The organism is Rhodopseudomonas palustris (assembly GCF_003031265.1).
GTDB lineage: Bacteria > Pseudomonadota > Alphaproteobacteria > Rhizobiales > Xanthobacteraceae > Rhodopseudomonas > Rhodopseudomonas palustris_H.
In genome coordinates, this window is record NZ_CP019966.1 from 950,523 (window position 1) to 973,257 (window position 22,735).

Sequence of the window (22,735 nt, forward strand, 5' to 3'; positions counted from 1 at the left end):
GCGGGCGCCCCCGCTGAAGATCGTTACCGCGGCGTGCGAGCGATGCGGATCACTCCGCAGCGATCGCCTTGGCGCCGAGCGGCAGGCCTAGCTCGTTCCACACCTGCACCAGGGCTTCGGCCAGCGCGTCGATCAGCTTGTCGTCGTGATACGGCGACGGCGTGATGCGGAGCCGTTCGAGGCCGCGGGCGACGGTCGGGTAGTTGATCGGCTGGATGTAGATGTTGTGCTGCTCGAGCAGCATGTCCGACGCCTTCTTGCACTTCTCGGCGTCGCCGACGAACACCGGCACGATGTGGGTGTCGGTCGGCATCACCGGAATGCCGGCGTTGTTCAGCACGGCCTTGACGCGCGCGGCGCGATCCTGATGGCGCTCACGCTCCCAGGTCGAGCTGCGCAGATGCTTGATCGCTGCGGTGGCCGCGGCGCAGATCGGCGGCGGCAGCGCGGTGGTGAAGATGAAGCCCGGCGCGTAGGAGCGTACGGCGTCGATCACTTCGGTCTTGCCGGTGATGTAGCCGCCGAGGCAGCCGAACGCCTTGGCGAGGGTCGCTTCGATGATGTCGATGCGGGCCATCACGCCGTCACGCTCGGCGACGCCGGCACCGTGCGCACCGTACATGCCGACCGCGTGCACTTCGTCGCAGTAGGTCATCGCATTGTACTTCTCGGCGAGATCGCAGATCTTCGCCAGCGGAGCGGTGTCGCCGTCCATCGAGTACAGGCTCTCGAACGCGATCAGCTTCGGACGGTCGGGACCGGCGGCGATCAGCAGCTCTTCGAGATGAGCGGTATCGTTGTGGCGCCAAACCACGCGCTCGCAGCCCGACTGACGGATGCCTTCGATCATCGAATTGTGATTGAGCGCGTCCGACAGGATCAGGCAGTTCGGGATCAGCTTGCCGAGGGTCGACAGGCCGGTCTGGTTGGAAACGTAGCCCGAGGTGAACAGCAGCGCCGCTTCCTTGCCGTGCAGCGAGGCGATCTCCTGCTCCAGCTGCACCAGTGGATGATGCGTACCGGCGATGTTGCGGGTACCGCCGGCGCCGGTGCCTATCCGGGTCGCGGTCTCGACCATCGCGCCGACCACCTTCGGGTGCTGGCCCATGCCGAGATAATCGTTCGAGCACCAGATCACGACATCGCGAGCTCCGGAGTTCGAGTGCCACGTAGCATGCGGGAACCTGCCGGCAATCCGCTCGAGATCAGCGAACACCCGGTAACGACGCTCGTCGTGAAGGCGGGTGAGAGCGTCTTGAAAGAATTGATTGTACTGCATCGCGATGACCTGTTGGGGAGGCGGATCGAACGACGGAACGCCGCAGAACCGGCGAAACTATTAGAACTCTTCCATCAAGGAAGTCGAGGCGCAATTCGGCGATCGAGCTGCGCCCGACGCGATCCATATCATCGGTTCCGCAGGGCAAGGCTTGATGAAGATCAATGCCTTGGCTCGAATGCGGCCTTGTCAGGGATCACGCGGACAACGCCGCAAACGTTAAGCGCTGGTGAACCGCAATACGCCGTCCGTCGTCGGCGCCAGCTGCAAACGGTTCTGCGTCAGCATGTAGTTGACGTGCGCGATCAGCTCGCCGACCGCAAAGCCGGTCTGATGCGCATCCAACACGTGTTTGTGAAATACCACCGGGACCAGTTCGGCCGAACTCATCGGGGTGGAGCGGCAGGCGTCCGCAATCATCCCGCAGCGCTCCTCGTGATGATCGGCGAGCTGTTTGATGCGGGTCTTGACGCCATGGAACGGCAGGCCATGGCCCGGCAGCACCAATACGTCGTCCGGTAATAGTGTGTCGAGCTCGGCAAGCGACGAAAGATACGAGCCGAGCGCGTCTTCGTCAGGCTCGTGTGCCCACACGCTGACATTCGGCGAGATCTTGCTCAGCACCTGGTCGGCGGAAAGGAACAGCTTATCGGCCTCGCAATACAGCATCACTTGATCAGGCGAGTGGCCGGCACCGGTGATGATCCGGAATGACCGTTGCCCGATCGTGATGTCCTTGCCCTTGGCGAGTCTGCAATACGCTGCCGGCAGCGGCACGGTCTTCTTCAGATAATCCTGGCCGCGGCCGACAAGCTGGTCGATCACGGTTTCGTCGATGCCGTGGCGGCGGAAGAACGCGCGGTTGTTGACCAGCCGCTCTTCGGTGCGACGGTTCTGATGATACACGCCTTGCAGATACTCGATCTGCGACATGTAGAACGGGCAGCCGAACCGCTGCACGATCCAGCCCGCCATGCCGACATGGTCCGGATGGGCATGGGTGACGATCACCCGGCTGATGCGAAAGCCCGCCAGCGCACCGTCGAACAGCGTTTCCCAGGCCGCGATGGTCGCATCGTTGCCGAAGCCGGTGTCGACCATCGCCCAGCCATCGCCGTCGGCGAGCAGATAGATGTTCACGTGGTTGAGCCGGAACGGCAGCTTCAGCCGCAGCCACAGCACGCCCGGCGCGATCTCGACCGTCTGGTCGGGGCCGGGGTGGCTGTCCTGCAAGTAGTGCAATTCGTCGTGCGGCGTCTCGGTCGCGTCGGTCTTCTTATGCATTCGGCGCATGCTCCCTGATCCGGCTTACCGGGCGCGGAGCGGCGGCGCCAGCCGAAAAACCGTCAGGGCCGGTTGCAGTCCTGACAGGCCTCAAATTCCAGCATCTGGACGCAAAAAAAGGCCGGCGGGGCTAGCCGCCGGCCTGACTTTCATGTCGGTTGCCGATCAGGCGGCGCGGATATTGGTCAGGAATGCGTCGATCTCCTCGCGCAGCAGCGCCGCTTCCTGGCGCAGCGAGCCCGAGGCATTCAGGACCTCGGCGGCTGCAGATCCTGCCTGCGAGGCGGCGGCGCTGACGCCGACGATGTTACTGGAGACTTCGCTGGTGCCGCCGGCCGCATGCTGGATGTTGCGGGCGATTTCGCGGGTCGCCGCGCCCTGTTCTTCGACCGCCGCCGTGATGGCGGTGGTCACCTCGTTGATCGAAGTAATGGTCTGGCCGATGTTGCGGATTGCGCCAACGGCCGAGCTGGTCACCCCCTGCATGGCGGCGATCTGCGCCCGGATCTCCTCGGTCGCTTTGGCGGTCTGGCTGGCGAGGTCCTTGACCTCCGCCGCCACCACCGCGAAGCCGCGGCCGGCATCGCCGGCGCGCGCGGCTTCGATGGTGGCGTTGAGCGCCAGCAGGTTGGTCTGCGAGGCGATGCTCTGGATCAGGTCGATCACCGCGCTGATCCGTTCCGCGTTATCGGCGAGGCCCTGCATCGTAGTGTCGGTCTCGCCCGCTTCCCGCACCGCGCGGGTTGCGATTTCGGCCGAGGTGGTGACCTGACGGCTGATCTCGGCGATCGACGACGCAAGCTGCTCGGTACCGGTCGCCACGGTCTGGACGTTGACCGAGGTTTCCTCGGCAGCCGACGCGACGGTGGTGACCAGCGCGCTCGACTGCTCAGAGGTGGTCGCCATCGTGTGCGCGGTCTCCTGCATCTGGTCGGCGGAGGATTGCAGCTTCTCCATCGCGCTCCGCACCGTCGCCTCGAATTCGGCGATCCGCGCCTCGATCCGCTGGGTACGTTCGGCCTTGGCGGCGCGATCCTTGTCCTGCTCTTCGCTTAGCGTCCGCGCCCGGATCATGTTGTCGCGGAACACTTCCAGCGATTCGGCCATCACGGCGATTTCGTCCCGGCGGCTGCCGCGCTCGATGGCAGTGCTGAGGTCGCCGGCCGACAGGCTTTGCATCGACTTCTGCAGGCCGCCAATCCGGCGCAGGATGCTGCGTCCGACATACAGCCAGACGAACAGCGCCGAGCCGATCAGGGTCGCCGCGCCGAGTGCGATCATCACCCGCGTGGCCAACGTGATCTGCGCCTGCGCGTCCGAGGTGCCGACGGTGGTCTCGTTGCGGACATTGTCGACGAGTTGCTTGACGCTGATGCCGAGGCCGACGTTGAGTTTGCGGGTCTCGTCGAGCAGGAGATCGCGATAGTCGCGAGCATCGAGTTCGAGCTGGCGCAACTTGAACGCGCCGGTCTTGCCATCGCCGAGCGCCATCAGCTTCTGGGCTGCGGCCTTGATGTCAGCGGTGGTCTGATTCTGCGGGAGACCTTCCAGGTTGGTATTCACCACCTGACGGGCTTCCTTAAAGCTGGCTTCGACCGGCTCCAGATCATCGGCGCTGGAAGCCGACAGTGCGGCCATCAGATTCGAGGCGATCAGATTGCTCTGGGCGATGACGTTGCCGAGCTGTTCGATCTGGCGTCCGGTCGCCGTCGCGTCGTCCTGCGACAGATTGGCCGAACCAAGCACGGCATTCATCTGAGTCTGCGCATCGAGCATCGCAGGGTTGGCGACAGCGATGAAGGCGTCGTGCGAGCGACGCAGCTCTTCATAGAGCTTGGCGTGTTGCGTGGTCAGATCGAGCCGCTCCTTGGCGGCTGCGCCGAGGCTGCGGATGGTGTCGTCGATGTTCTTCAGGGTTTCGTTGAGCGCCGAAACGACTGCCTTGTCGCCACCGTAAGCCGTGATGTCGGCGAGCTTCTGGATCGCGACCTGCTGGGCCGCCTTCATCCGGGCTGAGCGCTCACGGAGTTGTTCGGCGGAAAGCGAGTCGAGAAGGATCGGCGCCTGGCTGGCGAGACTTTCACTTTCGGTGGCGAGCTGGAGGCTGGCGGCAAGTTTGGGAATGTCGCGGCCGCTCAGCTCGGCGATCGTACGCCCAAGCTGATGCAGGCTGATCCCGGCCCACGCGCTGATCAGGATCGCCATGCCAGCGATCACCGTGAACGCAGCAAACAGGCTGCCACGAATTCCGAGTTGCGGAAATTTCAGCCGCGGACGCCGGAATTTCGCGAATTTCCCAGACATGTTTCCCCCAACCTGGACTTTGCACTGACGCGTCGTCTCAGCGACGCTGGCCGGGAGTATCAGTTTAGGGGGTTAATATTCTTCACGTCGCTCTACGAGTACCGATCGCTATTTGAGCGATCGGTACGCCCGGTTCTGACATGGTTTCGAAAATGAAAAAGGGCCGGCGCGAGGCCGGCCCTTCCAACTTCCCGCAAAAGAAGTGATCAGGTCTTAGTACTTGGCGACGACCGGACCGCCCCAGTTGAAGCGGTAGTTCAGGCCGGCCTTGACGACGTGCTCGTCGTTCTTGGCCGAGAAGCCCGGAGCCAAGGTCACGTTGCCGAAGTCGTAGTACTGGTACTCGATCTTGCCCGACCAGTTCGGAGCGAACAGGTATTCGAGACCGCCACCGACGGTGTAACCGTCCTTCTTGCTGTCGATCGCAATGCCGCCGGTCGGACCAACAAGGCTGCTGCTGTAGTCGGCGTAGGCCCAACCGCCCTTGGCGTAGAGCAGCGCGGCACCCCAGGTGTAGCCGAGGCGGCCGGTGACCGACGCCAGGCCACGCTGGTTATCCGAATAGATGTAGTTGCCAGCGTTCGGGCCGCCAACCACGGTGAAGCCAACCGACTGGTTGGTGCCGCTCAGCCAAGAGTACTGGCCTTCAACACCGAGCACCCAGTTCGGAGCGAACTGCCAGTCGTAACCGGCCTGCAGACCGCCGAGGAACTTGCCGTTATCGCTGGCGGTAACGCCGGTGCCGATGCTGTTGTCGCCCGAGAAGGCGCCACCGATGTGACCACCGATGTAGAAGCCGGTCCAGTTGTAAACCGGGGCCGGGGCGTAGGCGGGAGCCTTGGTGTACGGGCGGGCGGCGAGGTCCGCGGCGAGGGCCGGGGCCGCGCCGAGGGCGACCAGGGCCACGGTGCCGAGCAGAATCTTCTTCATGTGTTGTCTCCAGACTTTGTCAGACGCACCGCTAGTCGGCGCCATCTGCATCATGGCTTAGCGGGATTTTGCGTAAAATGCTGTCACCGGGAGGCCACACTCCCTTTGGAACTAACCTCATGACGACGCACAATTTTTTATACCTAATGGAACCTTAAAGAGATCCAAATTCCGCCTTAATTTGAAACGGCCGGGCACCTGCCTGATGGCGAGTCAGGAGCATGAGGCTGCCCAATTATTCCGCGACTGCAACGAACCATTTAACATATTGAATCTCGGCGTTTTGTGCAGTTCGGGACACTTGCGGGCCGGCCATCCGATAATGTTATAATGTAACAGAATTCGATGAAGTGGACTGTCGCGCGTGCCACAATCGCCTCCCTCGCCATCCCATCTGGGCACGTCGTCCGGCCATGTGCATCTGCATGTCCACGGTGCTGAATCGCCGCACCCTCCGCAGCCGGCGCCTTGGTCGATCCTGCGGATGGGGCTTGCGGCCCGAATCGCGGCGGCGCTGGCGGTCAGTGCCGGTCTTTGGACGCTTGTGCTGGTGGCGATGAGATGACTATGCGGGCCCAACTGACTTTCAAGGATGTCACCCTCGGCTACGACCGCCACCCGGCAGTGCATCACCTGTCGGGACGAATCGACGCCGGCTCGCTGCTGGCAGTGGTCGGGCCGAATGGCGCCGGCAAGTCGACGTTGTTTCGCGGCATCGTGGGTATCCTGAAGCCGCTGGCGGGATCGATCGATCGGGATGGCCTGGACGTTCACGATATCGCCTATCTTCCCCAGAGCGCCGAGATCGATCGCACCTTTCCAATCTCGGTGTTCGATTTCGTCGGCACCGGATTGTGGCGCTCGACTGGAGCGTTCGTTCGTATCGACCGGTCTGCGCGGCTGCGGATCTCCCAGGCTCTGGCGGCCGTCGGCCTGTCCGGCTTCGAAAACCGCAATATCGGAACGCTGTCGGGCGGCCAGATGCAGCGCATGCTGTTCGCCCGGGTGCTGCTGCAGGACGCGGCCGTGATTGTGCTCGACGAGCCGTTCAACGCCGTCGACGCCCGCACCACCGCTGACCTCGTCCACCTGGTGCAGCATTGGCACGGCGAAGGCCGCACCGTGGTGGCGGCGCTGCACGACATGGACCTGGTCAACGCCAGCTTCCCGGAGACTCTCCTGCTGGCGCGCACCGCGGTGGCGTGGGGTCCGACCGCCGAGGTGCTGACCGCCGACAACCAGGCCGAAGCGCGGCGGATGTGCGAAGCGTTCGACGACGGCGCGCCGGCCTGTACCGCAGCTTCCCAGGCGGCCTGACATTATGATGCTGTACCAGGCGCTGATCGCGCCGTTCACCGAGTTCGAATTCATGCGCCGGGCGCTCGCCGGTATCGTGGCGTTGTCGCTCGGCGGCGCGCCGATCGGCGTGTTTCTCATGCTGCGGCGGATGAGTCTCGTCGGCGACGCGATGGCGCACGCGATTCTGCCGGGCGCGGCGATCGGCTTCCTGCTGTCGGGCCTCAACCTGTTCGCGATGACGTTCGGCGGCCTGATCGCCGGCTTCGCGGTGGCGATTCTCGCCGGCGTGGTGTCGCGCATCACCGAATTGAAAGAGGACGCCTCGCTGGCGGCGTTCTACCTGGTGTCGCTCGCGCTCGGCGTCACCATCGTGTCGATGAAGGGCACCAATATCGATCTGCTGCACGTGCTGTTCGGCAACATCCTGGCGATGGACGATCGCACCCTGCTGGTGATCGCCTTCAACGCCACGCTGACGCTGGTGGCGCTCGCGGTGATCTGGCGACCGCTGGTGATCGAATGCGTCGACCCTTTATTCTTACGGACGGTCAGCCGCGCCGGCGCGCCCGCGCATCTCGCCTTCCTGGCGCTGGTGGTGATCAATCTGGTCAACGGCTTCCACGCGCTCGGCACGCTGCTTGCGGTCGGCCTGATGATTCTGCCCGCCGGCATCGCCAAATTCTGGGCGCGCGACATCACCGGCATGATGATGGTGGCGGTCTCCAGCGCCATGCTGTCCGGCTATGTCGGGCTGGTGTTGTCGTATCAGGCCGGCCTGCCGTCGGGCCCGGCGATCATCCTGGTCGCCGCCGTGCTGTATCTCGGCTCGGTGCTGTTCGGCCGCTTCGGCGGCGTGATTCGTAAGCTGTTTCCCGCACCGCATCTGGAGGCGTAACGCCGATGTTCCGTGTCGTCCTGATCCTCGCCGCCGGCTTTGCCGCGATGCTGCCGGCACACGCGCAGGAGCGCGTCCGGGTGGTCGCGAGCTTCTCGATTCTCGGTGATTTCGTCCGCAATGTTGGCGGCGATCGCGTCGATATCGCCACGCTGGTCGGCCCTGGCGGCGACGTTCACGTCTATACGCCGTCCCCGACCGACGCCAAGAAAGTCGCCGACGCCAGGCTGCTGGTGGTCAACGGTCTCGGCCTGGAAGGCTGGCTGCCGCGGCTGGTGCAATCGTCCGGCAGCAAGGCCACCGTCGTCACCGCCACCAAGGGCATTACGCCGCGCGATGCCGACGAGGATGACGCCCACGCCGGCGGTGGGCACGCACACGATCACGGCGACGGCCACGCCGATCCGCATGCGTGGCAGTCGGTCGCCAATGCCAAGACCTATGTGGGCAATATCCGCGACGCGCTGATCGCCGCCGATCCGGCCGGCGAGGCTGCGTACCGTGCCAACGCCGCGACGTATCTGGCCAAGCTCGATGCGCTCGACCGCGACGTCCGCGAGGCTGCGGCGAAGATCCCCGAGAGCAAGCGCAAGGTGATCTCGACCCATGACGCCTTCGGCTATTTCGCCGCCGCCTACCGGATCGTCTTCATCGCGCCGCAGGGCGTCTCCACCGAATCCGAAGCCAGCGCCCGCGACGTCGCCAAGATCATCACCCAGATCCGCAAGGACAAGGTGCCGGCGGTGTTCCTGGAGAACGTCACCGACCCACGGCTGATGCAGCGGATCAGCGCCGAGACCGGCGCCAAGATCGGCGGCACGCTGTATTCCGACAGCCTGACGCCCGAAAACGGCGACGCCCCCACTTACATTGATATGGTCCGGCACAATATAAGAACGCTGACCGGCGCGCTGAGCGGATGACGCAGCGCCGGTCCCGCTGACCCGAGCCTGGACCGCCGCGGCGGTCGCCCGGAATCCCGCGGTCCCGCCATGATTTTCGGCCTCAGCCTTGGAGACGCGCACGCCGTGTGTTTCGGGCCGGGGCTCCGCGCTGGAGTAACTGCCTGATGACTTCTACGGCCGCTTCGAAGATTCCCGTCACCGTGCTCACCGGCTATCTCGGCGCCGGCAAGACCACGCTGCTCAACCGCATCCTGTCGGAAAACCACGGCAAGAAATACGCGGTGATCGTCAACGAATTCGGCGAGATCGGCATCGATAACGACCTCATCATCGGCGCCGACGAAGAAGTGTTCGAGATGAATAACGGCTGCGTCTGCTGCACGGTGCGCGGCGACCTGGTGCGCATTCTCGCCGGCCTGATGAAGCGCAAAGGCAAGTTCGACGCGATCATCGTCGAGACCACCGGCCTCGCCGATCCGGCCCCGGTGGCGCAGACCTTCTTCGTCGACGAAGATGTGCAGAACGCCGCGCGGCTCGATGCGGTGGTGACCGTCGCCGACGCCAAATGGCTAAGCGAACGGCTGAAGGATGCGCCCGAGGCCAAGAACCAGATCGCCTTCGCCGACGTCATCGTGCTGAACAAGACCGATCTGGTGAGCCCGGCCGAACTCGCCGAAGTCGAGGCGCGCATCCGTGCGATCAACCCTTACGCCAAGCTGCATCGAACCGAGCGCTGCCAGGTCGCGCTCGCCGACGTGCTGGAGCGCGGCGCATTCGATCTCGACCGCATCCTCGAAATCGAGCCGGCCTTTCTCGAGGCCGATGATCACGATCACCATCATGATCACGACCACGGCCACCATCACCATGGCCACGACCATCATCACGATCACGGGCTGAAGCACTATCACGACGAGGACATGCAATCGCTGTCGCTGAAGAGCGACAAGCCGCTCGATCCCGCCAAGTTCATGCCCTGGCTGCAGCAATTGGTGCAGACCGAAGGCGGCAAGATCCTGCGCTCCAAGGGCATCCTCGCTTTCACCGGCGACGACGACCGCTACGTGTTCCAGGGCGTGCACATGATGCTGGAAGGCGATCACCAGCGGGCCTGGAAAGAGGGCGAGCCGCGCGAGAGCCGCGTGGTGTTCATTGGTCGCGATCTGCCCGAACAGGCGATCCGCGACGGCTTTGCCAAGTGCATCGCGTCATGAGCGGCTTCGAGGCGCCCGGCGAGGCCGGGTCGATCGCGTCGGTCACCGACCGGGTCAAGCCGGTTGCGATCGAAGGCGGCGCCAGTGCGGTCCACTTCCTCGGCGACACCGCGGTGTTCATCGGCACCGAAGAAAACGCGACGCTGGTCGCTGCCGACGGCACGACCTCGACCGTTCCGCTGCACGGCGGCGGCATTCTCAGCGCGGCATGTGACGGCAAGCGCATCGTTACCGGCGGCGACGACGGCAAGGTGACGCTGCTGGATGGGTCGGGCAAGACCGAGACCTTCGCGACCGATGCCAAGCGGCGCTGGATCGACAACGTCGCGCTGCATCCGGACGGCGCGGTGGCGTGGTCGGCCGGCAAGATCGCGTACGTTCGCGCGCCGAAAGGCGAAGACAAGTTCTTCGAGGTGCCATCGACCGTCGGCGGCCTCGCCTTCGCGCCGAAGGGGCTGCGGCTCGCGATCGCGCACTACAACGGCGTGACGCTTTGGTTTCCGAACATGGCCGGCAACGCCGAATTCCTCGAATGGGCCGGTTCGCATCTCGGCGTGATCTTCAGTCCCGATAACCGCTTCCTGGTCACCGCGATGCACGAGCCGGCGCTGCACGGCTGGCGGCTGGCGGATGCCAAGCACATGCGGATGACCGGCTATCCCGGCCGGGTGCGGTCGATGTCCTGGACAGTCGGCGGCAAGGGGCTCGCCACGTCTGGCGCCGACACCGTGATCATCTGGCCGTTCGCCAGCAAGGACGGTCCGATGGGCAAGCAGCCGGCGATGCTGGCGCCGCTGCAGGCCCGCGTCAGCGCGGTCGCCTGCCATCCGAAGAACGACATTCTTGCGGCCGGCTACAGCGACGGCACTGTGCTGCTGGTGCGGATGAATGACGGCGCCGAGATTCTCGCCCGCCGTAATGACACGCCGCCGATCGCCGCGCTCGCCTGGAACGCCAAAGGCACGCTGCTGGCGTTTTCCGACGAGGATGGTGCGGGCGGCATCCTTCCGCTGTAAGAGGGAACCGTCTCCGAAAGCAGGCGGCTCCCGATGCGGTTTCTCACCACCTTCCAGACAGCGGACTTCTTCGACACGCTGGTCAGCCTCGCCGTTGCCTTCGTGCTCGGCATGCTGATCGGCGCCGAGCGGCAGTACCGGACCCGCACCGCAGGGCTGCGCACCAACGTGCTGGTGGCAGTCGGCGCCGCAGCCTTCGTCGATCTGGCGATGCATCTGGCCGGTGCCGACGGCGCGGTCCGGGTGATCGCCTATGTGGTCTCCGGCATCGGCTTCCTCGGCGCCGGCGTGATCATGAAAGAGGGCATGAACGTCCGCGGCCTCAACACCGCGGCGACGCTGTGGAGCTCGGCGGCTGTCGGTTGCTGCGCCGGCGGCGATCTGGTGGCCCAGGCGGTGGCGCTGACGGTGTTCGTGATCGCCGGCAACACGCTGCTGCGGCCGCTGGTCAATGCGATCAACCGCATCCCGTTCGACGAACGCACTTCGGAGGCGACCTATGCGGTGCGTCTCACCGCCGGCAGCGCGGCTGCCGGGCGGCTGCGCGAGCACCTCGAGGAGCGGCTGGAAAAGGCCGACTATCCGGTGGCGGAAGTCGAGGTCGAAGCGCTCGAGCATGTCGAGGACAAGGTCGAGATCGTTGCCACGTTGGTATCGACCGCGGTGGAGCCGAGCGAACTGGATGCGGTGGTCGACGAACTCGGCAAGGAAGCCGGCGTCGAATTCGCCACCTGGGAAACCAGCACTAAAGATTGATTCACCTTGTCGCTAATTCTGACGGTTCGGGAACCCGGTGCGACACCGGAACCCGGAACGATGCCCGCGCGCGTCCGTTGGTTCGGCGAGCAAGGGATGAGGGTCATGACGGCGAACAACAACGACAAGGAGCGCGGCCTCAAGCGGGATCTGCTGCTGGCCGGTGTGCTGATCGCGGCGGGCGTGGCGCTATCCGGCCTGTCGCTGACCCAGGTTGATACCAGCACAGGGCGGCTGCAATTCGCCCAGGCAACGCCGCAGCCGCCGCAGTCCACTCCAGGCGCTGAGAGCAAGCCGAGCGCGCCGGAGCCCGCCCAGGACAGCGGCGCCCGCCCGCACGACATTCCGCCGCAACCGGCCCGGCCGGATGCCGACGCCGTGCAGTCCGGCGCCAAACCCGCCTTGCCGCCAGCGCCGCCGGAGAAACTCGGCGACCCGATTCAACCGAAGGGCGGCTAACCGCCGCCACCAAGAAACGGCCGACGATCACCTCACCGGGCTCGCATTTGCGGGCTCGGTTTTTTGGTGAGCAGTTCAGCTGCGCCGATTCCAGCTTACGGTAACTGCACGAGCGTCCCAACCGCAGCGCGCTCCCTCTCCCGCTTGCGGGAGAGGGCTGGGGTGAGGGCGCCCCAAGCGGTGAGTCCGCGACTCGCGGAGAGGAGTGCCCTCACCCGGATCGCTACGCGATCCGACCTCTCCCGCACGCGGGAGAGGTGCGCTGTGCGCGGGCCCGCTCTTGCGACGACAAAAGCGGCTGGACGTCAGCGCACCAGCACGTTCTTGAACTGCCACGGATCGGAGGTGTCGATGTCTTCCGGGAACAGGCCGGGGCGGTCGGTGATCGGGGTCCAGTCGGTGTAGTAGCCCTTCACCGGGCCGAGATACGGCGTCTGCACTTCGAGGCAGCGGCGGAAGTCCATCTCGTCGGCCTCGACGATGCCGGCTTCCGGATTCTCAAGCGCCCACACCATGCCGGCCAGCACCGCCGACGACACCTGCATGCCGGTGGCGTTCTGATACGGGCAAACCTTGCGGGTTTCTTCGATCGAGAGCTGCGAGCCGTACCAGTAGGCGTTCTTGGCATGGCCGTAGACCAGCACGCCGAGCTCGTCGATGCCGTCGACGATCTCGTTCTCGTCGAGGATGTGCCACTTCGGCTGCATCTTGCCTTCGGCGCCGAACATCTCGTGCAGCGACAGCACCGCGTCGTTCGCCGGGTGATAGGCGTAGTGGCAGGTCGGCCGGTACACCACGTTCTGGCCGTCGCGGACCGTGAAGTAATCGGCGATCGAGATCGACTCGTTGTGAGTCACCAGGAAGCCGTACTGCGGGCCCGGCGTCGGGCACCAAGTGCGGACGCGGGTGTTGGCGCCCGGCTGCAGCAGGTAGATCGCCGCCTGGCAACCTTCGGTGTGCTTGCGGCCGTTGTCCGGAATCCACTTTTCGTGGGTGCCCCAGCCGAGTTCGGCCGGCTGCAGGCCTTCGGACACGAAGCCCTCGACCGACCAGGTGTTGACGAACACGTTCATCGGCTTCGGGGTCTTGGCGCGCTGGGTATCACGCTCGGCGATGTGGATGCCCTTGACGCCGAGCTTCTGCGCCAGCTGGCCCCAGCCTTCGCGGCTCTTCGGCTCGTTGACTTCGACGCCGGTGTCGCGGGCGATATCGAGCAGCGCTTGCTTGACGAACCACGACACCATGCCGGGGTTGGCGCCGCAGGTCGACACCGCGGTGGTGCCGCCCGGGTTCTTGGCCTTGGCGGCCAGCAGGGTCTCGCGCAGCGCGTAGTTGGAGCGCTTCTCCGGGCCGGCGTTCTTGTCGAAGTAGAAGCCGAGCCACGGCTCGACGACGGTGTCGATGTAAAGTGAGCCGATCTCGCGGCACATCGTCATGAGGTCGACCGAGCCGGTATCGACCGACAGGTTGACGCAGAAGCCCTGGCCGCCGCCCTCGGTCAGCAGCGGGACCAGCAGCTCGCGGTAGTTGTCCTTGGTCACCGCCTGCTTGATGAAGCGGACGCCGTGCTTCTCGGCGAGTTCACTGTCCGCGTGCGGATCGATGATCACGAACCGCTTCTTGTCGTACTCGAAGTGCCGCTCGATCAAGGGCAGCGTGCCCTTGCCGATCGAGCCGAAGCCGATCATCACAATGGGGCCGGTGATCTTGGCGTGGATCTTCGAAGTAGACGACATCAGGTTTGAACTCCGGACAGGGGGCAGGGGTTACGCCGCTATGTGCGGGCAGGACAGTTCGGGAATGTGACGGCGAGGTGAATTTCAGATGTCACCTGCGACGGCTACTCAATTCGGTTCGGACACGCTGAGCACCGTCAGCGAGCGCCGCTCGCCCGACGGGGTCTCGAAACTGATCGATTGTCCGACGGAGAGGCCGATAAGGGCCGCCCCGATCGGGGTCAATACCGAAATACGACCAGCCTCGACGTCGGCTTCGGTCGGATAGACCAGCGTCACCTGCTTTTCCTTGCCGGTGGTATCGTCCCGGAAGGTGAGGGCTGACTCCATGCAGACGATCCCGGGCAGGGGATCGTGGTCGGACGCCACATTGGCGCGAGCGACCTCTCCGGCGAGGAAATCGGCCGTGGCCGGATAGCGCTGCGCAGCGGCTTCGGCGAGCTGGCCGAGCCGTTCGGCATCGCGATTCCGGATGGTAATCGGCGGTCGTTGGGTACGAATGGACTGGATCATGTCTTTCACGGGTCCTTGTCACGCCGAGCGCGTCATGCGCATCGGCATTCACGGGATAAGTAGCAGTCTGAAAAAGGGGAGAAGTCGTCGACGAGATCGTTAAGCCCGGACGGCGCACGCGCGCGCCCGGGTCACCTTCCTGCGTGAAGGCGACCGGCGCGCAGCGTCAAGCGGTTGCGGGGCAAGATCATCATGATCGTCGGAACGTAGGGCTCCCCGTCCGAAAGTCAACGGGGAAGCCGAGAAGGGGCGGTTGCGCGAAGGAGCGGTGCGGCATTTTGGCCGCCCCGCGTCAGCTCCGGCGCTTCGCAGTGACTTCGATTTCGATCTTCATTTCCGGCTTGTAGAGGCCGGCAACCGCGACGATCGTCGCCGCCGGGCGGATCTCGCTCAGATTCTCTCCACACACTGCGAAGACCGCATCCGCATCCTTCGGATCGGTGATGTAGTAGGTCGCGCGCACGATGTCTTCCATCGCAAAGCCCGCTTCCTTCAGTGCTGCGCCGATGGTCTTGAAGCAGTTGCGGGTCTGCGAGGTCACGTCCTCGGGCAGGCTCATGGTCGTGTAGTCGTAGCCGGTGGTCCCGGAGACGAAGACGAAATCACCATCGACCACGGCGCGGCTGTAGCCGGCAGTCTTTTCGAACGGCGATCCGGTGGAAATCAGGCGACGCGACATATCGGGACGACCTTAAAGCTGAGGGAACTTGGGTGAGCAGCCAATGCCGCGTCTGCCCCGGCAAATCAAGCCTTGCTGAAGACGGGAGCGGCGGTGGCGGGATCAGGCGGTCGTGGTCTCCGAAACGCGGGTGCGCCGGCGCCGCCAGGCGTCGACCGCGATCTTGAGCGCGAACACGGCGAGCACGAAAACGGTCACGCGCGGCCGCTTGGCCGGATCGCGCGGCGCGAAGACGCGGTGGGTCGGACGGGGAAAACGCATCGGACCCTCCTTACGCGGCGCGACGAAGACGCACCCGCTCGGCGCGCGCCGGCTTGGCGGCTGCGCCGGTGGCGACGATCAGGCCGGACGCGCCATCGAGCGCGCCGTCACGCAGTTCGAGCCCGAGCAGGCGGTCGCGCTCGAACGGGCCGGGCAACGCCAGCGCGCCCATCTTGTCGGCCGAGAAGCCGAACCGCGCGTAGTACGGCGCATCGCCCAGCAGAATGACGGCGCCATGGCCGCGGGCGGCGGCTTCCGCCAGCGCCACGCGCATCAAGGCGCCGCCGACGCCGAGCTCGCGGCAGGAGGAATCGACGGCGAGGGGGCCGAGCACGAGTGCGGCTCGGCCCCCTGCGTCAACGTGCCAGAGCCGCACCGTGCCGACCAGCCGGCCTTGACGGACCGCGGAGAAAGCGAGGCCTTCCGCGGGCGCGCGTCCATCACGCAAACGCTGGCAGGTGCGCGCATGCCGGCCTTCGCCGAAGCACGCATCCAGCAGGCGCTCACGCGCGGCAATGTCGGAGCTCTTTTCCGCACGGATCGCGAACGGAACGGCTGCGACGTTCAAGGCAGTCAGGTGGGCGAGGGTGTTCGTCATGGCACGTCGATCCCCACGCCGTCCGGCGAACCGCGCCGGCAGCGTGTTGTCAGCAGATAGCAATGTGACAGGGAGAGGCCGGCAAGCCGGCCTCAATTGTTCTGCTCCCGCTCCCGCCTGCGGGAGAGGGCCGGGGTGAGGGCGACACGAGTCGCTGATTCACCCTGCTATCCGCCCCCCGCAGCGCGGAGGAGCGGACATCAGATGTGGTAGGTCGCCAGCGGCGGGAAGCCGTTGAACGCCACCGACGAGTAGGTCGACGTATAGGCCCCGGTGCCTTCGATCAGCAGCTTGTCGCCAATCTCGAGCGTCACCGGCAGCGGATACGGCATCTTCTCGTACAGCACGTCGGCCGAATCGCAGGTCGGGCCGGCGAGCACGCAGGGCGTCATCTCGGCGCCGTCGTGGCGCGAACGGATCGCGTAGCGGATCGACTCGTCCATCGTCTCGGCCAGACCGCCGAACTTGCCGATGTCGAGATACACCCAGCGCACGTCGTCCTCGTCGCTCTTCTTCGAAATCAGAACGACTTCGGTCTCGATCACGCCGGCGTTGCCGACCATGCCGCGGCCCGGCTCGATGATGGTCTCCGGGATCTGGTTGCCGAAGTGCTTGCGCAGCGCCCGGAAGATCGAGCGGCCGTACTGCACGACCGGCGGGACTTCCTTCAGATACTTGGTCGGGAAGCCGCCACCCATGTTGACCATCGACAGCGTGATGCCGCGCTCGGCGCAGTCGCGGAACACCTGCGCGGCCATCGCCAGCGCGCGGTCCCACGCCTTCACCTTGCGCTGCTGCGAGCCGACATGGAACGAGATGCCATAGGCTTCCAGGCCGAGACGCTTGGCGTTGTCGAGCACGTCCACCGCCATCTCCGGATCGCAGCCGAACTTGCGCGACAGCGGCCACTCGGCGCCGGCGCAATCGTACAGGATGCGGCAGAACACCTTCGAGCCGGGCGCCGCACGCGCGACCTTCTCCACTTCGGCGGTGCAGTCGACCGAGAACAGGCGGATGCCGAGCTCGTAGGCGCGCGCGATGTCGCGCTCCTTCTTGATGGTGTTACCAAACGAGATGCGGTCCGGGGTCGCTCCCGCGGCCAGCGCCATCTGGATTTCCTGCACCGAGGCGCAGTCGAAGCACGAGCCCAGCGAGGCCAGCAGCGACAGCACTTCCGGCGCCGGGTTGGCCTTGATTGCATAGAACACGCGGCTGTCCGGCAGCGCCTTGGCGAAATGCATGAAGTTGTCGCGGACCACTTCGAGGTCGACGACCAGGCACGGCTCGACGTCCAGACCCTTGGCGCGGCGGTCGCGCAGGAATTCACGGATACGTTCGGTCATGGCACTCTCCCACGCGCCCAGCGACGGGCGCTTACCAACGATGGCGCTGATCCGACGGCTTCAGCGCCGTCGCGCGATGGAGGCGCGACGAGCGATCAGCTCGGACGAGCAGTGCTGCCTTGGATTGGTTGGGAAGGATCCCGCCCGCTCACTGGCAATGAAGGACAAGCCTCTTCGGTATTCGCGCCGGCTGATGGAAAGCCGGCAGAGACCAAAAAAGCCCGCTCCGTCGTTGCTTTAAGTCGCGTCCCCCGTTGAGAACGAGGTGCGCCGGTTCGCCTCCGGCTGTCAGTCACGGTTGCAAGAGAGGAAGCCACCTTCAACGGCATCTCTTGAGAGAGATGCTGGCCTCGTCGCGTTGCCGCTTGGAGACCCTCGGCTCTTCATCCCTTGGCGGCTGTCCGGCCTCTTGTCCGGATACCTACCGACTGACACACGACCACGGGCACGTGCGAAATTGGGCAAGGCTGGAGATAGGTGTTTCGATGCCGGGCCGCAAGATTTTTTTTGTCTTAACCGGAGAATTATCCCGGCTCGTCGGGAAGCGTTGCCGATCAATCACACCGGCAACGGCGAAGCTGAACGTCTGTTCAAGTTCGTCAATAACGACGGGGACAATTATGACGGCGGTGCGTCGGCGCGGCGGCTGACCGCGGAGCCAAATCAGGCGCGCTTGAAGAATGGTTCGATGCGCTGAGCGTTGCGGATGAAGCCGACCATGATCACTACGCCGATCACAAACAGGACCACCTGCAGGATGTGGGCGGCGCTCTCGCCGAGACCGAACAGGATCGCCAGTGCCCACCCGCCCGCGAATGCGGCTCCGAACACCTCGGCGCCAATCAGGATGGCGGCGCTGATGACGGTGATGACGCTCGGCCAGGCGATCTGGCGCGATCCGGCGGCGGTGGCAGGCTTGCTCATGGTTCGAAGGTCCTTCTGGCGGGCGCAATCTAACGAAATCGCCCGCGTCGGCAAGCGCAAGCCGATGATCCCGTAAAGTGTCAGCAGTGGGGCGTCTGGCGCGCCTTGCGTAATTTACCAGCAGCAACAAGGCAATCCGGGCGCAAAAAAGCCGTACGCAATGGTATATGTCGTGCGATTACGAGGCCCCGCATTCAGGATGGATTGATGTCAGAAAGCTCCGGACCGATTGCCGCACCCGCTGATGCCGGCAATCCGCTGCTGGCCGCCTGGACCACCCCGTTCGAGACTCCGCCGTTCGCCGAGATCAGGCCCGAGCACTTCATGCCGGCCTTCGAGCAGGCGTTCGCCGACCACGCCGGCGAGATCGCCGCGATCGTCAACGATCCGACCGAGCCGGACTTCGACAACACCATTACGGCGCTGGAGCGCGCCGGTAAGCTGCTGAACCGTGTCGCCGCGGTGTTCTACGACCTGGTGTCCGCGCATTCGAGCCCGGAGCTGCTGAAGATCGACGAAGAGGTGTCGCTGCGGATGGCGCGGCACTGGAATCCGATCATGATGAACGCGGTGCTGTTCGGCCGGATCGCGGCGCTGCGCGACAAGGCGGCGCTTTTGAACCTGACGCCGGAGCAGAGCCGGCTGCTGGAACGCAGCTACACCCGCTTCCACCGCGCCGGCGCCGGCCTCGACCAGGCCGCCAAGGCGCGCATGGCCGAGATCAACGAGCGCCTGGCGCAACTCGGCACCAGCTTCAGCCATCATCTGCTCGGCGACGAGCAGGAGTGGGTGATGGAGCTCGGCGAGGGCGATACCGAGGGGCTGCCTGACAGCTTTGTGGCCGCCGCCCGCGCTGCGGCCGAAGAGCGCGGGATGCCCGGCAAGGCGGTGGTGACGCTGTCGCGGTCGTCGGTCGAGCCGTTCCTGAAGATGTCGAGCCGGCGCGATCTGCGCGAGAAGGTGTACCGCGCCTTCATCGCCCGCGGCGACAACAGCAATGACAACGACAACAACGCGATCATCGGCGAGATCCTGAGCCTGCGCGAGGAAAGCGCCAAGCTGCTCGGCTATCCGACCTTTGCGGCCTATCGTCTCGAAGACTCGATGGCCAAGACGCCCGAAGCGGTGCGTGGCCTTTTGGAGCGGGTGTGGAAGCCGGCGCGGGCTCGCGCGCTCGCCGACCGCGACGCGCTGCAGGAGCTGGTCACTGAAGAGGGCAGCAACTTCAAGCTGGCGCCGTGGGACTGGCGCTACTACGCCGAGAAGCTGCGCCAGCGCCGCGCCAATTTCGACGACGCCGCGATCAAGCCGTATCTGACGCTCGACGGCATGATTGCTGCGGCGTTCGACACCGCCACGCGGCTGTTCGGCATCACCTTCGAGGAACGCAAGGACGTCCCGGTGTGGCATCCGGATGTCCGGGTGTGGGAGGTCAAGGATCCAAACGGCGCGCATCGCGGGCTGTTCTACGGAGATTATTACGCCCGGCCGTCGAAGCGCTCCGGCGCCTGGATGACGTCGCTGCGCGATCAGCAGAAGCTCGACGGCGCGGTGGCGCCGCTGATCATCAACGTCTGCAACTTCGCCAAGGGTGCCGGCGGTGAGCCGTCGCTGCTGTCGCCCGACGACGCCCGCACCTTGTTCCACGAGTTCGGCCACGGCCTGCACGGCATGCTCTCGGACGTGACCTATCCGTCGCTGTCCGGCACCAGCGTGTTCACCGACTTCGTCGAGCTGCCGTCGCAGCTTTACGAGCACTGGCAGGAGCAGCCGCAGGTGCTGCGGCAGTTCGCCCGCCACTACCAGACCGGCGAGCCGCTGCCGGACGACCTGCTGCAGCGCTTCATTGCCGCCCGCAAGTTCGGCCAGGGCTTCGCCACCGTCGAGTTCGTCTCCTCGGCGCTGCTCGATCTCGAATTCCACACCCAGCCGGCCGCCAGCATCGGCGAGATCCGCGCCTTCGAGCGCAAGGAGCTCGACAAGATCGGCATGCCGGAAGAGATCGCGCTGCGGCACCGGCCGACCCAGTTCGGCCACATCTTCTCCGGCGATCACTACGCCTCGGGCTACTACAGCTACATGTGGAGCGAGGTGATGGACGCCGACGCGTTCGGCGCGTTCGAGGAGGCCGGCGACATCTTCGCGGCCGACGTGGCCAAGCGGCTGCGCGACGACATCTATTCGTCCGGCGGCTCGCGCGACCCGGAGGAGGCCTATGTGGCGTTCCGCGGCCGCAAGCCGGAGCCCGACGCGCTGCTGCGCCGCCGCGGCCTGCTCGACACGCCGGAGGCCGCGTAGCCGCATGATCGGCCTATTGCGCCGCGCCGCCGTCCGCTCCGCGCTGGTCGCGGCGGTCGTGGCCCTGTTCGGCTTCGGCACTGCCGAGGCCCACCCCCACGTCTGGGTGACCTCGACCAGCGAATTGGTTTATGCGCCGGATGGCTCGTTCACCGGCGTCCGCCACGCCTGGGCGTTCGACGACATGTTCTCGACCTATGCGCTGCAGGGCATCGAGACTAAGGAGAAAGGCGTCTATAGCCGCGAGGAGCTGGCTCCGTTGGCGCAGACCAATGTCGAATCGCTGAAAGAATTCGCCTACTTCACCTTCGCCAAGGTCGGCGGCAAGAAGCAGAAGTTCGGCGAGCCGGTCGACTACTACCTGTCCTACAAGGACAACGTGCTGACGCTGCACTTCTTCCTGCCGTTGAAGACGCCGGTGAAGAGCAACGAATTGTCGGTCGAGGTGTTCGACCCGAGCTACTTCATCGACTTCTCGTTCGCCGAAAAGAACCCGGTCAGCCTGGTCGGTGCGCCGTCCGGCTGCGCGCTGAACTTCCAGCGCCCGACCGACGGCAGCGCCACCGCGCAGCGGATGAGCGAAGACAACTTCCTGAACGGCGACAATTCCAACTACGGCGCGATGTTCGCCAACAAGATCGCGGTGACCTGCCCATGACGCAGCCGGAACGACTTGGTGGGGCGGGCGCGGATAGGTGGAAGCTCGGAACGGTGGCCGCCCTCTGTCTAGGCATCGCCGTCGCTGGCCTGTTCGCCGACGGCGCTCTGCACGCGGCGTTGGCGCATAATCCGTTCGGGGCGCCGAAGGGGGCCGCAGAGCCGCAGGCCGGCGGTATCATCGGTTGGCTGCTGGCGCAGCAATCGGCGTTCTACAAGCAGATGTCGGCGACGATCCGCGCCGCCAAGGCCGACGGCAGCGCGGTGTGGACCCTGCTGGCGATCTCGTTCGCCTACGGGGTATTCCACGCCGCCGGACCGGGCCACGGCAAGGCGGTGATCTCGTCCTATCTGGTCGCCAATGAAGAGACCGCGCGGCGCGGCATCGCGCTGTCGTTCGTCTCGGCGATGCTGCAGGCGGTGGTGGCGGTTCTGATCGTCGGCATCTGCGCCTGGCTGCTGAATGCTACCGCGAGCACGATGTGCAGCGCCGAGCGCGCGATCGAGATCGGCAGCTACGCGCTGATCGCGCTGTTCGGGGCGCGGCTGGTCTGGGTCAAGGGCGGCGGCTTTCTGCGCGCCCTGCAGACCTCGATGCGCAAGCCGCAGTTGGCGATGGCCGGCGTGCCGGCGGCGCTGACGGATCACGACCATCACCACCACGATCATGATCACGACCATGCTGGGCACGGCCATGCCCACGCCCGCGCGGAGCATGGCGATCATCAGCACCATCATCATGACCATGGGCACGGCCACGACCACGGTCATGCGCATAGCCACCACGATCACCACCATCATCACGGTCCTGGCGAAGCCTGCGACCATTGCGGCCATTCCCACGGACCGGAACCGAGCGAGCTCGCCGGCCCGGGCGGCTGGCGCCGCGGTCTTGGTGCGGTGTTGACCGTCGGCATCCGCCCCTGCTCGGGGGCGATCCTGCTGATGGTGTTTGCGCTCGCCCAGGGCTTGTTCTGGGCCGGGATCGTCGCCACCTTCGTGATGGCGCTGGGCACCGCGATCACGGTCGCGACCATCGCGGTGGCAGCGGTGTCGGCAAAGGGGCTGGCCCGCAAGCTGGCTGCACAGCGCGATGGCGGCGGCATGCTGGTGATGCGGGGCCTCGAGTTTGGCGCCGCCGGTCTGGTGCTGCTGCTCGGCTGCGGACTTCTCCTAGGGTATGTCGCAGCCGAACGTGTGACGTGTCTTTAACCAGCAGCCTGCAAATCTGCGCCTTGCGTGGGTTTAGGCAAAACCCGGCGGCGGCTCGTGCGTAGATGATCAGGACACCATGGAACCGCCCTCGCGATGCCGCGGTGTACGACGCACCGACCGTCACCGCGTCGTCTTGACAACGATAGTCCAAAGCGCGAAGCCAGCAGCAA

The 22,735-nt window shown here is 65.3% G+C and carries 21 protein-coding genes; 10 read left to right on the forward strand and 11 right to left on the reverse strand.

Translation table 11 applies throughout. The features are described 5' to 3' along the window. Nucleotides 1-49 precede the first annotated feature (49 nt). The 4 genes from hemA to RPPS3_RS04425 form a co-directional block, all read right to left on the reverse strand. On the reverse strand, nt 50-1,279 hold the full coding sequence (gene hemA / locus RPPS3_RS04410) for a 5-aminolevulinate synthase (protein WP_107343020.1): 1,230 nt from the start codon (nt 1,277-1,279) through the stop codon (nt 50-52). A 219-nt stretch (nt 1,280-1,498) separates the two neighbouring features. Continuing rightward, nucleotides 1,499-2,563 carry an MBL fold metallo-hydrolase gene (locus RPPS3_RS04415; RefSeq protein WP_107343021.1) on the reverse strand — a complete coding sequence of 355 codons (1,065 nt, stop codon included), beginning with the start codon at nt 2,561-2,563 and terminating at the stop codon, nt 1,499-1,501. 165 nt (nt 2,564-2,728) lie between these two features. Next, nucleotides 2,729-4,867 carry a methyl-accepting chemotaxis protein gene (locus tag RPPS3_RS04420; protein ID WP_107343022.1) on the reverse strand — a complete coding sequence of 713 codons (2,139 nt, stop codon included), beginning with the start codon at nt 4,865-4,867 and terminating at the stop codon, nt 2,729-2,731. 213 nt (nt 4,868-5,080) lie between these two features. Continuing rightward, nucleotides 5,081-5,797, reverse strand: a complete 717-nt coding sequence (locus RPPS3_RS04425; RefSeq protein WP_107343023.1) for an outer membrane protein — start codon at nt 5,795-5,797, stop codon at nt 5,081-5,083. Between the two features lie 567 nt (nt 5,798-6,364). Here RPPS3_RS04425 and RPPS3_RS04435 point away from each other — a divergent pair. The 7 genes from RPPS3_RS04435 to RPPS3_RS04465 all read left to right on the forward strand — a co-directional run bounded on the left by RPPS3_RS04435 (nt 6,365) and on the right by RPPS3_RS04465 (nt 12,341). Further along, nucleotides 6,365-7,114, forward strand: a complete 750-nt coding sequence (locus RPPS3_RS04435) for a metal ABC transporter ATP-binding protein (RefSeq protein WP_107343025.1) — start codon at nt 6,365-6,367, stop codon at nt 7,112-7,114. A gap of 7 nt (nt 7,115-7,121) precedes the next feature. Then, a complete protein-coding gene (locus RPPS3_RS04440; protein WP_107346426.1) occupies nt 7,122-7,991 on the forward strand; it encodes a metal ABC transporter permease in 870 nt (289 codons plus the stop codon). A 5-nt stretch (nt 7,992-7,996) separates the two neighbouring features. After that, the gene (locus RPPS3_RS04445; RefSeq protein ID WP_107343026.1) at nt 7,997-8,914 is read left to right on the forward strand and encodes a metal ABC transporter substrate-binding protein; all 918 of its coding nucleotides are present in this window, start codon (nt 7,997-7,999) and stop codon (nt 8,912-8,914) included. 146 nt (nt 8,915-9,060) lie between these two features. Beyond that, nucleotides 9,061-10,110, forward strand: a complete 1,050-nt coding sequence (locus RPPS3_RS04450; RefSeq protein WP_012494533.1) for a CobW family GTP-binding protein — start codon at nt 9,061-9,063, stop codon at nt 10,108-10,110. Further along, nucleotides 10,107-11,126, forward strand: coding sequence for a WD40 repeat domain-containing protein (locus RPPS3_RS04455; protein WP_107343027.1), 1,020 nt, complete (start codon nt 10,107-10,109; stop codon nt 11,124-11,126). The genes RPPS3_RS04450 and RPPS3_RS04455 overlap by 4 nt, the downstream gene beginning before the upstream one ends. Before the next feature lie 33 nt (nt 11,127-11,159). After that, nucleotides 11,160-11,882, forward strand: a complete 723-nt coding sequence (locus RPPS3_RS04460) for an MgtC/SapB family protein (protein ID WP_107343028.1) — start codon at nt 11,160-11,162, stop codon at nt 11,880-11,882. Between the two features lie 60 nt (nt 11,883-11,942). Next, nucleotides 11,943-12,341 (forward strand): hypothetical protein, encoded by a 399-nt coding sequence (locus RPPS3_RS04465; RefSeq protein WP_107343029.1) that lies wholly within the window; start codon nt 11,943-11,945, stop codon nt 12,339-12,341. Between the two features lie 305 nt (nt 12,342-12,646). Here the strand turns inward: RPPS3_RS04465 and RPPS3_RS04470 are convergent, their stop codons facing one another. The 7 genes from RPPS3_RS04470 to RPPS3_RS04500 all read right to left on the reverse strand — a co-directional run bounded on the left by RPPS3_RS04470 (nt 12,647) and on the right by RPPS3_RS04500 (nt 18,395). Then, entirely contained in the window at nt 12,647-14,077 is a 1,431-nt protein-coding gene (locus RPPS3_RS04470) for a homospermidine synthase (RefSeq protein ID WP_107343030.1), read from the reverse strand. Between the two features lie 108 nt (nt 14,078-14,185). Beyond that, nucleotides 14,186-14,590 carry a nucleoside diphosphate kinase regulator gene (rnk, locus tag RPPS3_RS04475; protein ID WP_107346427.1) on the reverse strand — a complete coding sequence of 135 codons (405 nt, stop codon included), beginning with the start codon at nt 14,588-14,590 and terminating at the stop codon, nt 14,186-14,188. A 292-nt stretch (nt 14,591-14,882) separates the two neighbouring features. Further along, nucleotides 14,883-15,269: a RidA family protein gene (locus tag RPPS3_RS04480; RefSeq protein ID WP_107343031.1), complete on the reverse strand. Its 387-nt coding sequence runs from the start codon at nt 15,267-15,269 to the stop codon at nt 14,883-14,885. 102 nt (nt 15,270-15,371) lie between these two features. Next, complete coding sequence (locus tag RPPS3_RS24575) at nt 15,372-15,530, reverse strand: hypothetical protein (RefSeq protein ID WP_199852187.1); 159 nt, start codon at nt 15,528-15,530, stop codon at nt 15,372-15,374. A gap of 10 nt (nt 15,531-15,540) precedes the next feature. Next, nucleotides 15,541-16,128: a GNAT family N-acetyltransferase gene (locus RPPS3_RS04485; RefSeq protein ID WP_107343032.1), complete on the reverse strand. Its 588-nt coding sequence runs from the start codon at nt 16,126-16,128 to the stop codon at nt 15,541-15,543. A 200-nt stretch (nt 16,129-16,328) separates the two neighbouring features. After that, on the reverse strand, nt 16,329-17,471 hold the full coding sequence (locus RPPS3_RS04490) for a type III PLP-dependent enzyme (protein ID WP_107343033.1): 1,143 nt from the start codon (nt 17,469-17,471) through the stop codon (nt 16,329-16,331). A 663-nt stretch (nt 17,472-18,134) separates the two neighbouring features. After that, the gene (locus RPPS3_RS04500; protein WP_107343034.1) at nt 18,135-18,395 is read right to left on the reverse strand and encodes a hypothetical protein; all 261 of its coding nucleotides are present in this window, start codon (nt 18,393-18,395) and stop codon (nt 18,135-18,137) included. A 207-nt stretch (nt 18,396-18,602) separates the two neighbouring features. Between RPPS3_RS04500 and RPPS3_RS04505 the strand changes: the two genes are divergently transcribed. The 3 genes from RPPS3_RS04505 to RPPS3_RS04515 are packed head-to-tail and all read left to right on the forward strand — an operon-like array spanning nt 18,603 to nt 22,562. After that, nucleotides 18,603-20,693, forward strand: coding sequence for a M3 family metallopeptidase (locus RPPS3_RS04505; RefSeq protein WP_107343035.1), 2,091 nt, complete (start codon nt 18,603-18,605; stop codon nt 20,691-20,693). Between the two features lie 4 nt (nt 20,694-20,697). Beyond that, nucleotides 20,698-21,351: a DUF1007 family protein gene (locus RPPS3_RS04510; RefSeq protein WP_107343036.1), complete on the forward strand. Its 654-nt coding sequence runs from the start codon at nt 20,698-20,700 to the stop codon at nt 21,349-21,351. Then, a complete protein-coding gene (locus RPPS3_RS04515; protein ID WP_107343037.1) occupies nt 21,348-22,562 on the forward strand; it encodes a nickel/cobalt transporter in 1,215 nt (404 codons plus the stop codon). The genes RPPS3_RS04510 and RPPS3_RS04515 overlap by 4 nt, the downstream gene beginning before the upstream one ends. Nucleotides 22,563-22,735 lie beyond the last annotated feature (173 nt).

Bases quoted from the DNA above. Each gene is read 5' to 3' on its own strand.
- hemA (WP_107343020.1), bottom strand. From the start codon at position 1,279: ATGCAGTACAATCAATTCTTTCAAGACGCTCTCACCCGCCTTCACGAC.
- RPPS3_RS04415 (WP_107343021.1), bottom strand. From the start codon at position 2,563: ATGCATAAGAAGACCGACGCGACCGAGACGCCGCACGACGAATTGCAC.
- RPPS3_RS04420 (WP_107343022.1), bottom strand. From the start codon at position 4,867: ATGTCTGGGAAATTCGCGAAATTCCGGCGTCCGCGGCTGAAATTTCCG.
- RPPS3_RS04425 (WP_107343023.1), bottom strand. From the start codon at position 5,797: ATGAAGAAGATTCTGCTCGGCACCGTGGCCCTGGTCGCCCTCGGCGCG.
- RPPS3_RS04435 (WP_107343025.1), top strand. From the start codon at position 6,365: ATGCGGGCCCAACTGACTTTCAAGGATGTCACCCTCGGCTACGACCGC.
- RPPS3_RS04440 (WP_107346426.1), top strand. From the start codon at position 7,122: ATGCTGTACCAGGCGCTGATCGCGCCGTTCACCGAGTTCGAATTCATG.
- RPPS3_RS04445 (WP_107343026.1), top strand. From the start codon at position 7,997: ATGTTCCGTGTCGTCCTGATCCTCGCCGCCGGCTTTGCCGCGATGCTG.
- RPPS3_RS04450 (WP_012494533.1), top strand. From the start codon at position 9,061: ATGACTTCTACGGCCGCTTCGAAGATTCCCGTCACCGTGCTCACCGGC.
- RPPS3_RS04455 (WP_107343027.1), top strand. From the start codon at position 10,107: ATGAGCGGCTTCGAGGCGCCCGGCGAGGCCGGGTCGATCGCGTCGGTC.
- RPPS3_RS04460 (WP_107343028.1), top strand. From the start codon at position 11,160: ATGCGGTTTCTCACCACCTTCCAGACAGCGGACTTCTTCGACACGCTG.
- RPPS3_RS04465 (WP_107343029.1), top strand. From the start codon at position 11,943: ATGCCCGCGCGCGTCCGTTGGTTCGGCGAGCAAGGGATGAGGGTCATG.
- RPPS3_RS04470 (WP_107343030.1), bottom strand. From the start codon at position 14,077: ATGTCGTCTACTTCGAAGATCCACGCCAAGATCACCGGCCCCATTGTG.
- rnk (WP_107346427.1), bottom strand. From the start codon at position 14,590: ATGATCCAGTCCATTCGTACCCAACGACCGCCGATTACCATCCGGAAT.
- RPPS3_RS04480 (WP_107343031.1), bottom strand. From the start codon at position 15,269: ATGTCGCGTCGCCTGATTTCCACCGGATCGCCGTTCGAAAAGACTGCC.
- RPPS3_RS24575 (WP_199852187.1), bottom strand. From the start codon at position 15,530: ATGCGTTTTCCCCGTCCGACCCACCGCGTCTTCGCGCCGCGCGATCCG.
- RPPS3_RS04485 (WP_107343032.1), bottom strand. From the start codon at position 16,128: ATGACGAACACCCTCGCCCACCTGACTGCCTTGAACGTCGCAGCCGTT.
- RPPS3_RS04490 (WP_107343033.1), bottom strand. From the start codon at position 17,471: ATGACCGAACGTATCCGTGAATTCCTGCGCGACCGCCGCGCCAAGGGT.
- RPPS3_RS04500 (WP_107343034.1), bottom strand. From the start codon at position 18,395: ATGAGCAAGCCTGCCACCGCCGCCGGATCGCGCCAGATCGCCTGGCCG.
- RPPS3_RS04505 (WP_107343035.1), top strand. From the start codon at position 18,603: ATGTCAGAAAGCTCCGGACCGATTGCCGCACCCGCTGATGCCGGCAAT.
- RPPS3_RS04510 (WP_107343036.1), top strand. From the start codon at position 20,698: ATGATCGGCCTATTGCGCCGCGCCGCCGTCCGCTCCGCGCTGGTCGCG.
- RPPS3_RS04515 (WP_107343037.1), top strand. From the start codon at position 21,348: ATGACGCAGCCGGAACGACTTGGTGGGGCGGGCGCGGATAGGTGGAAG.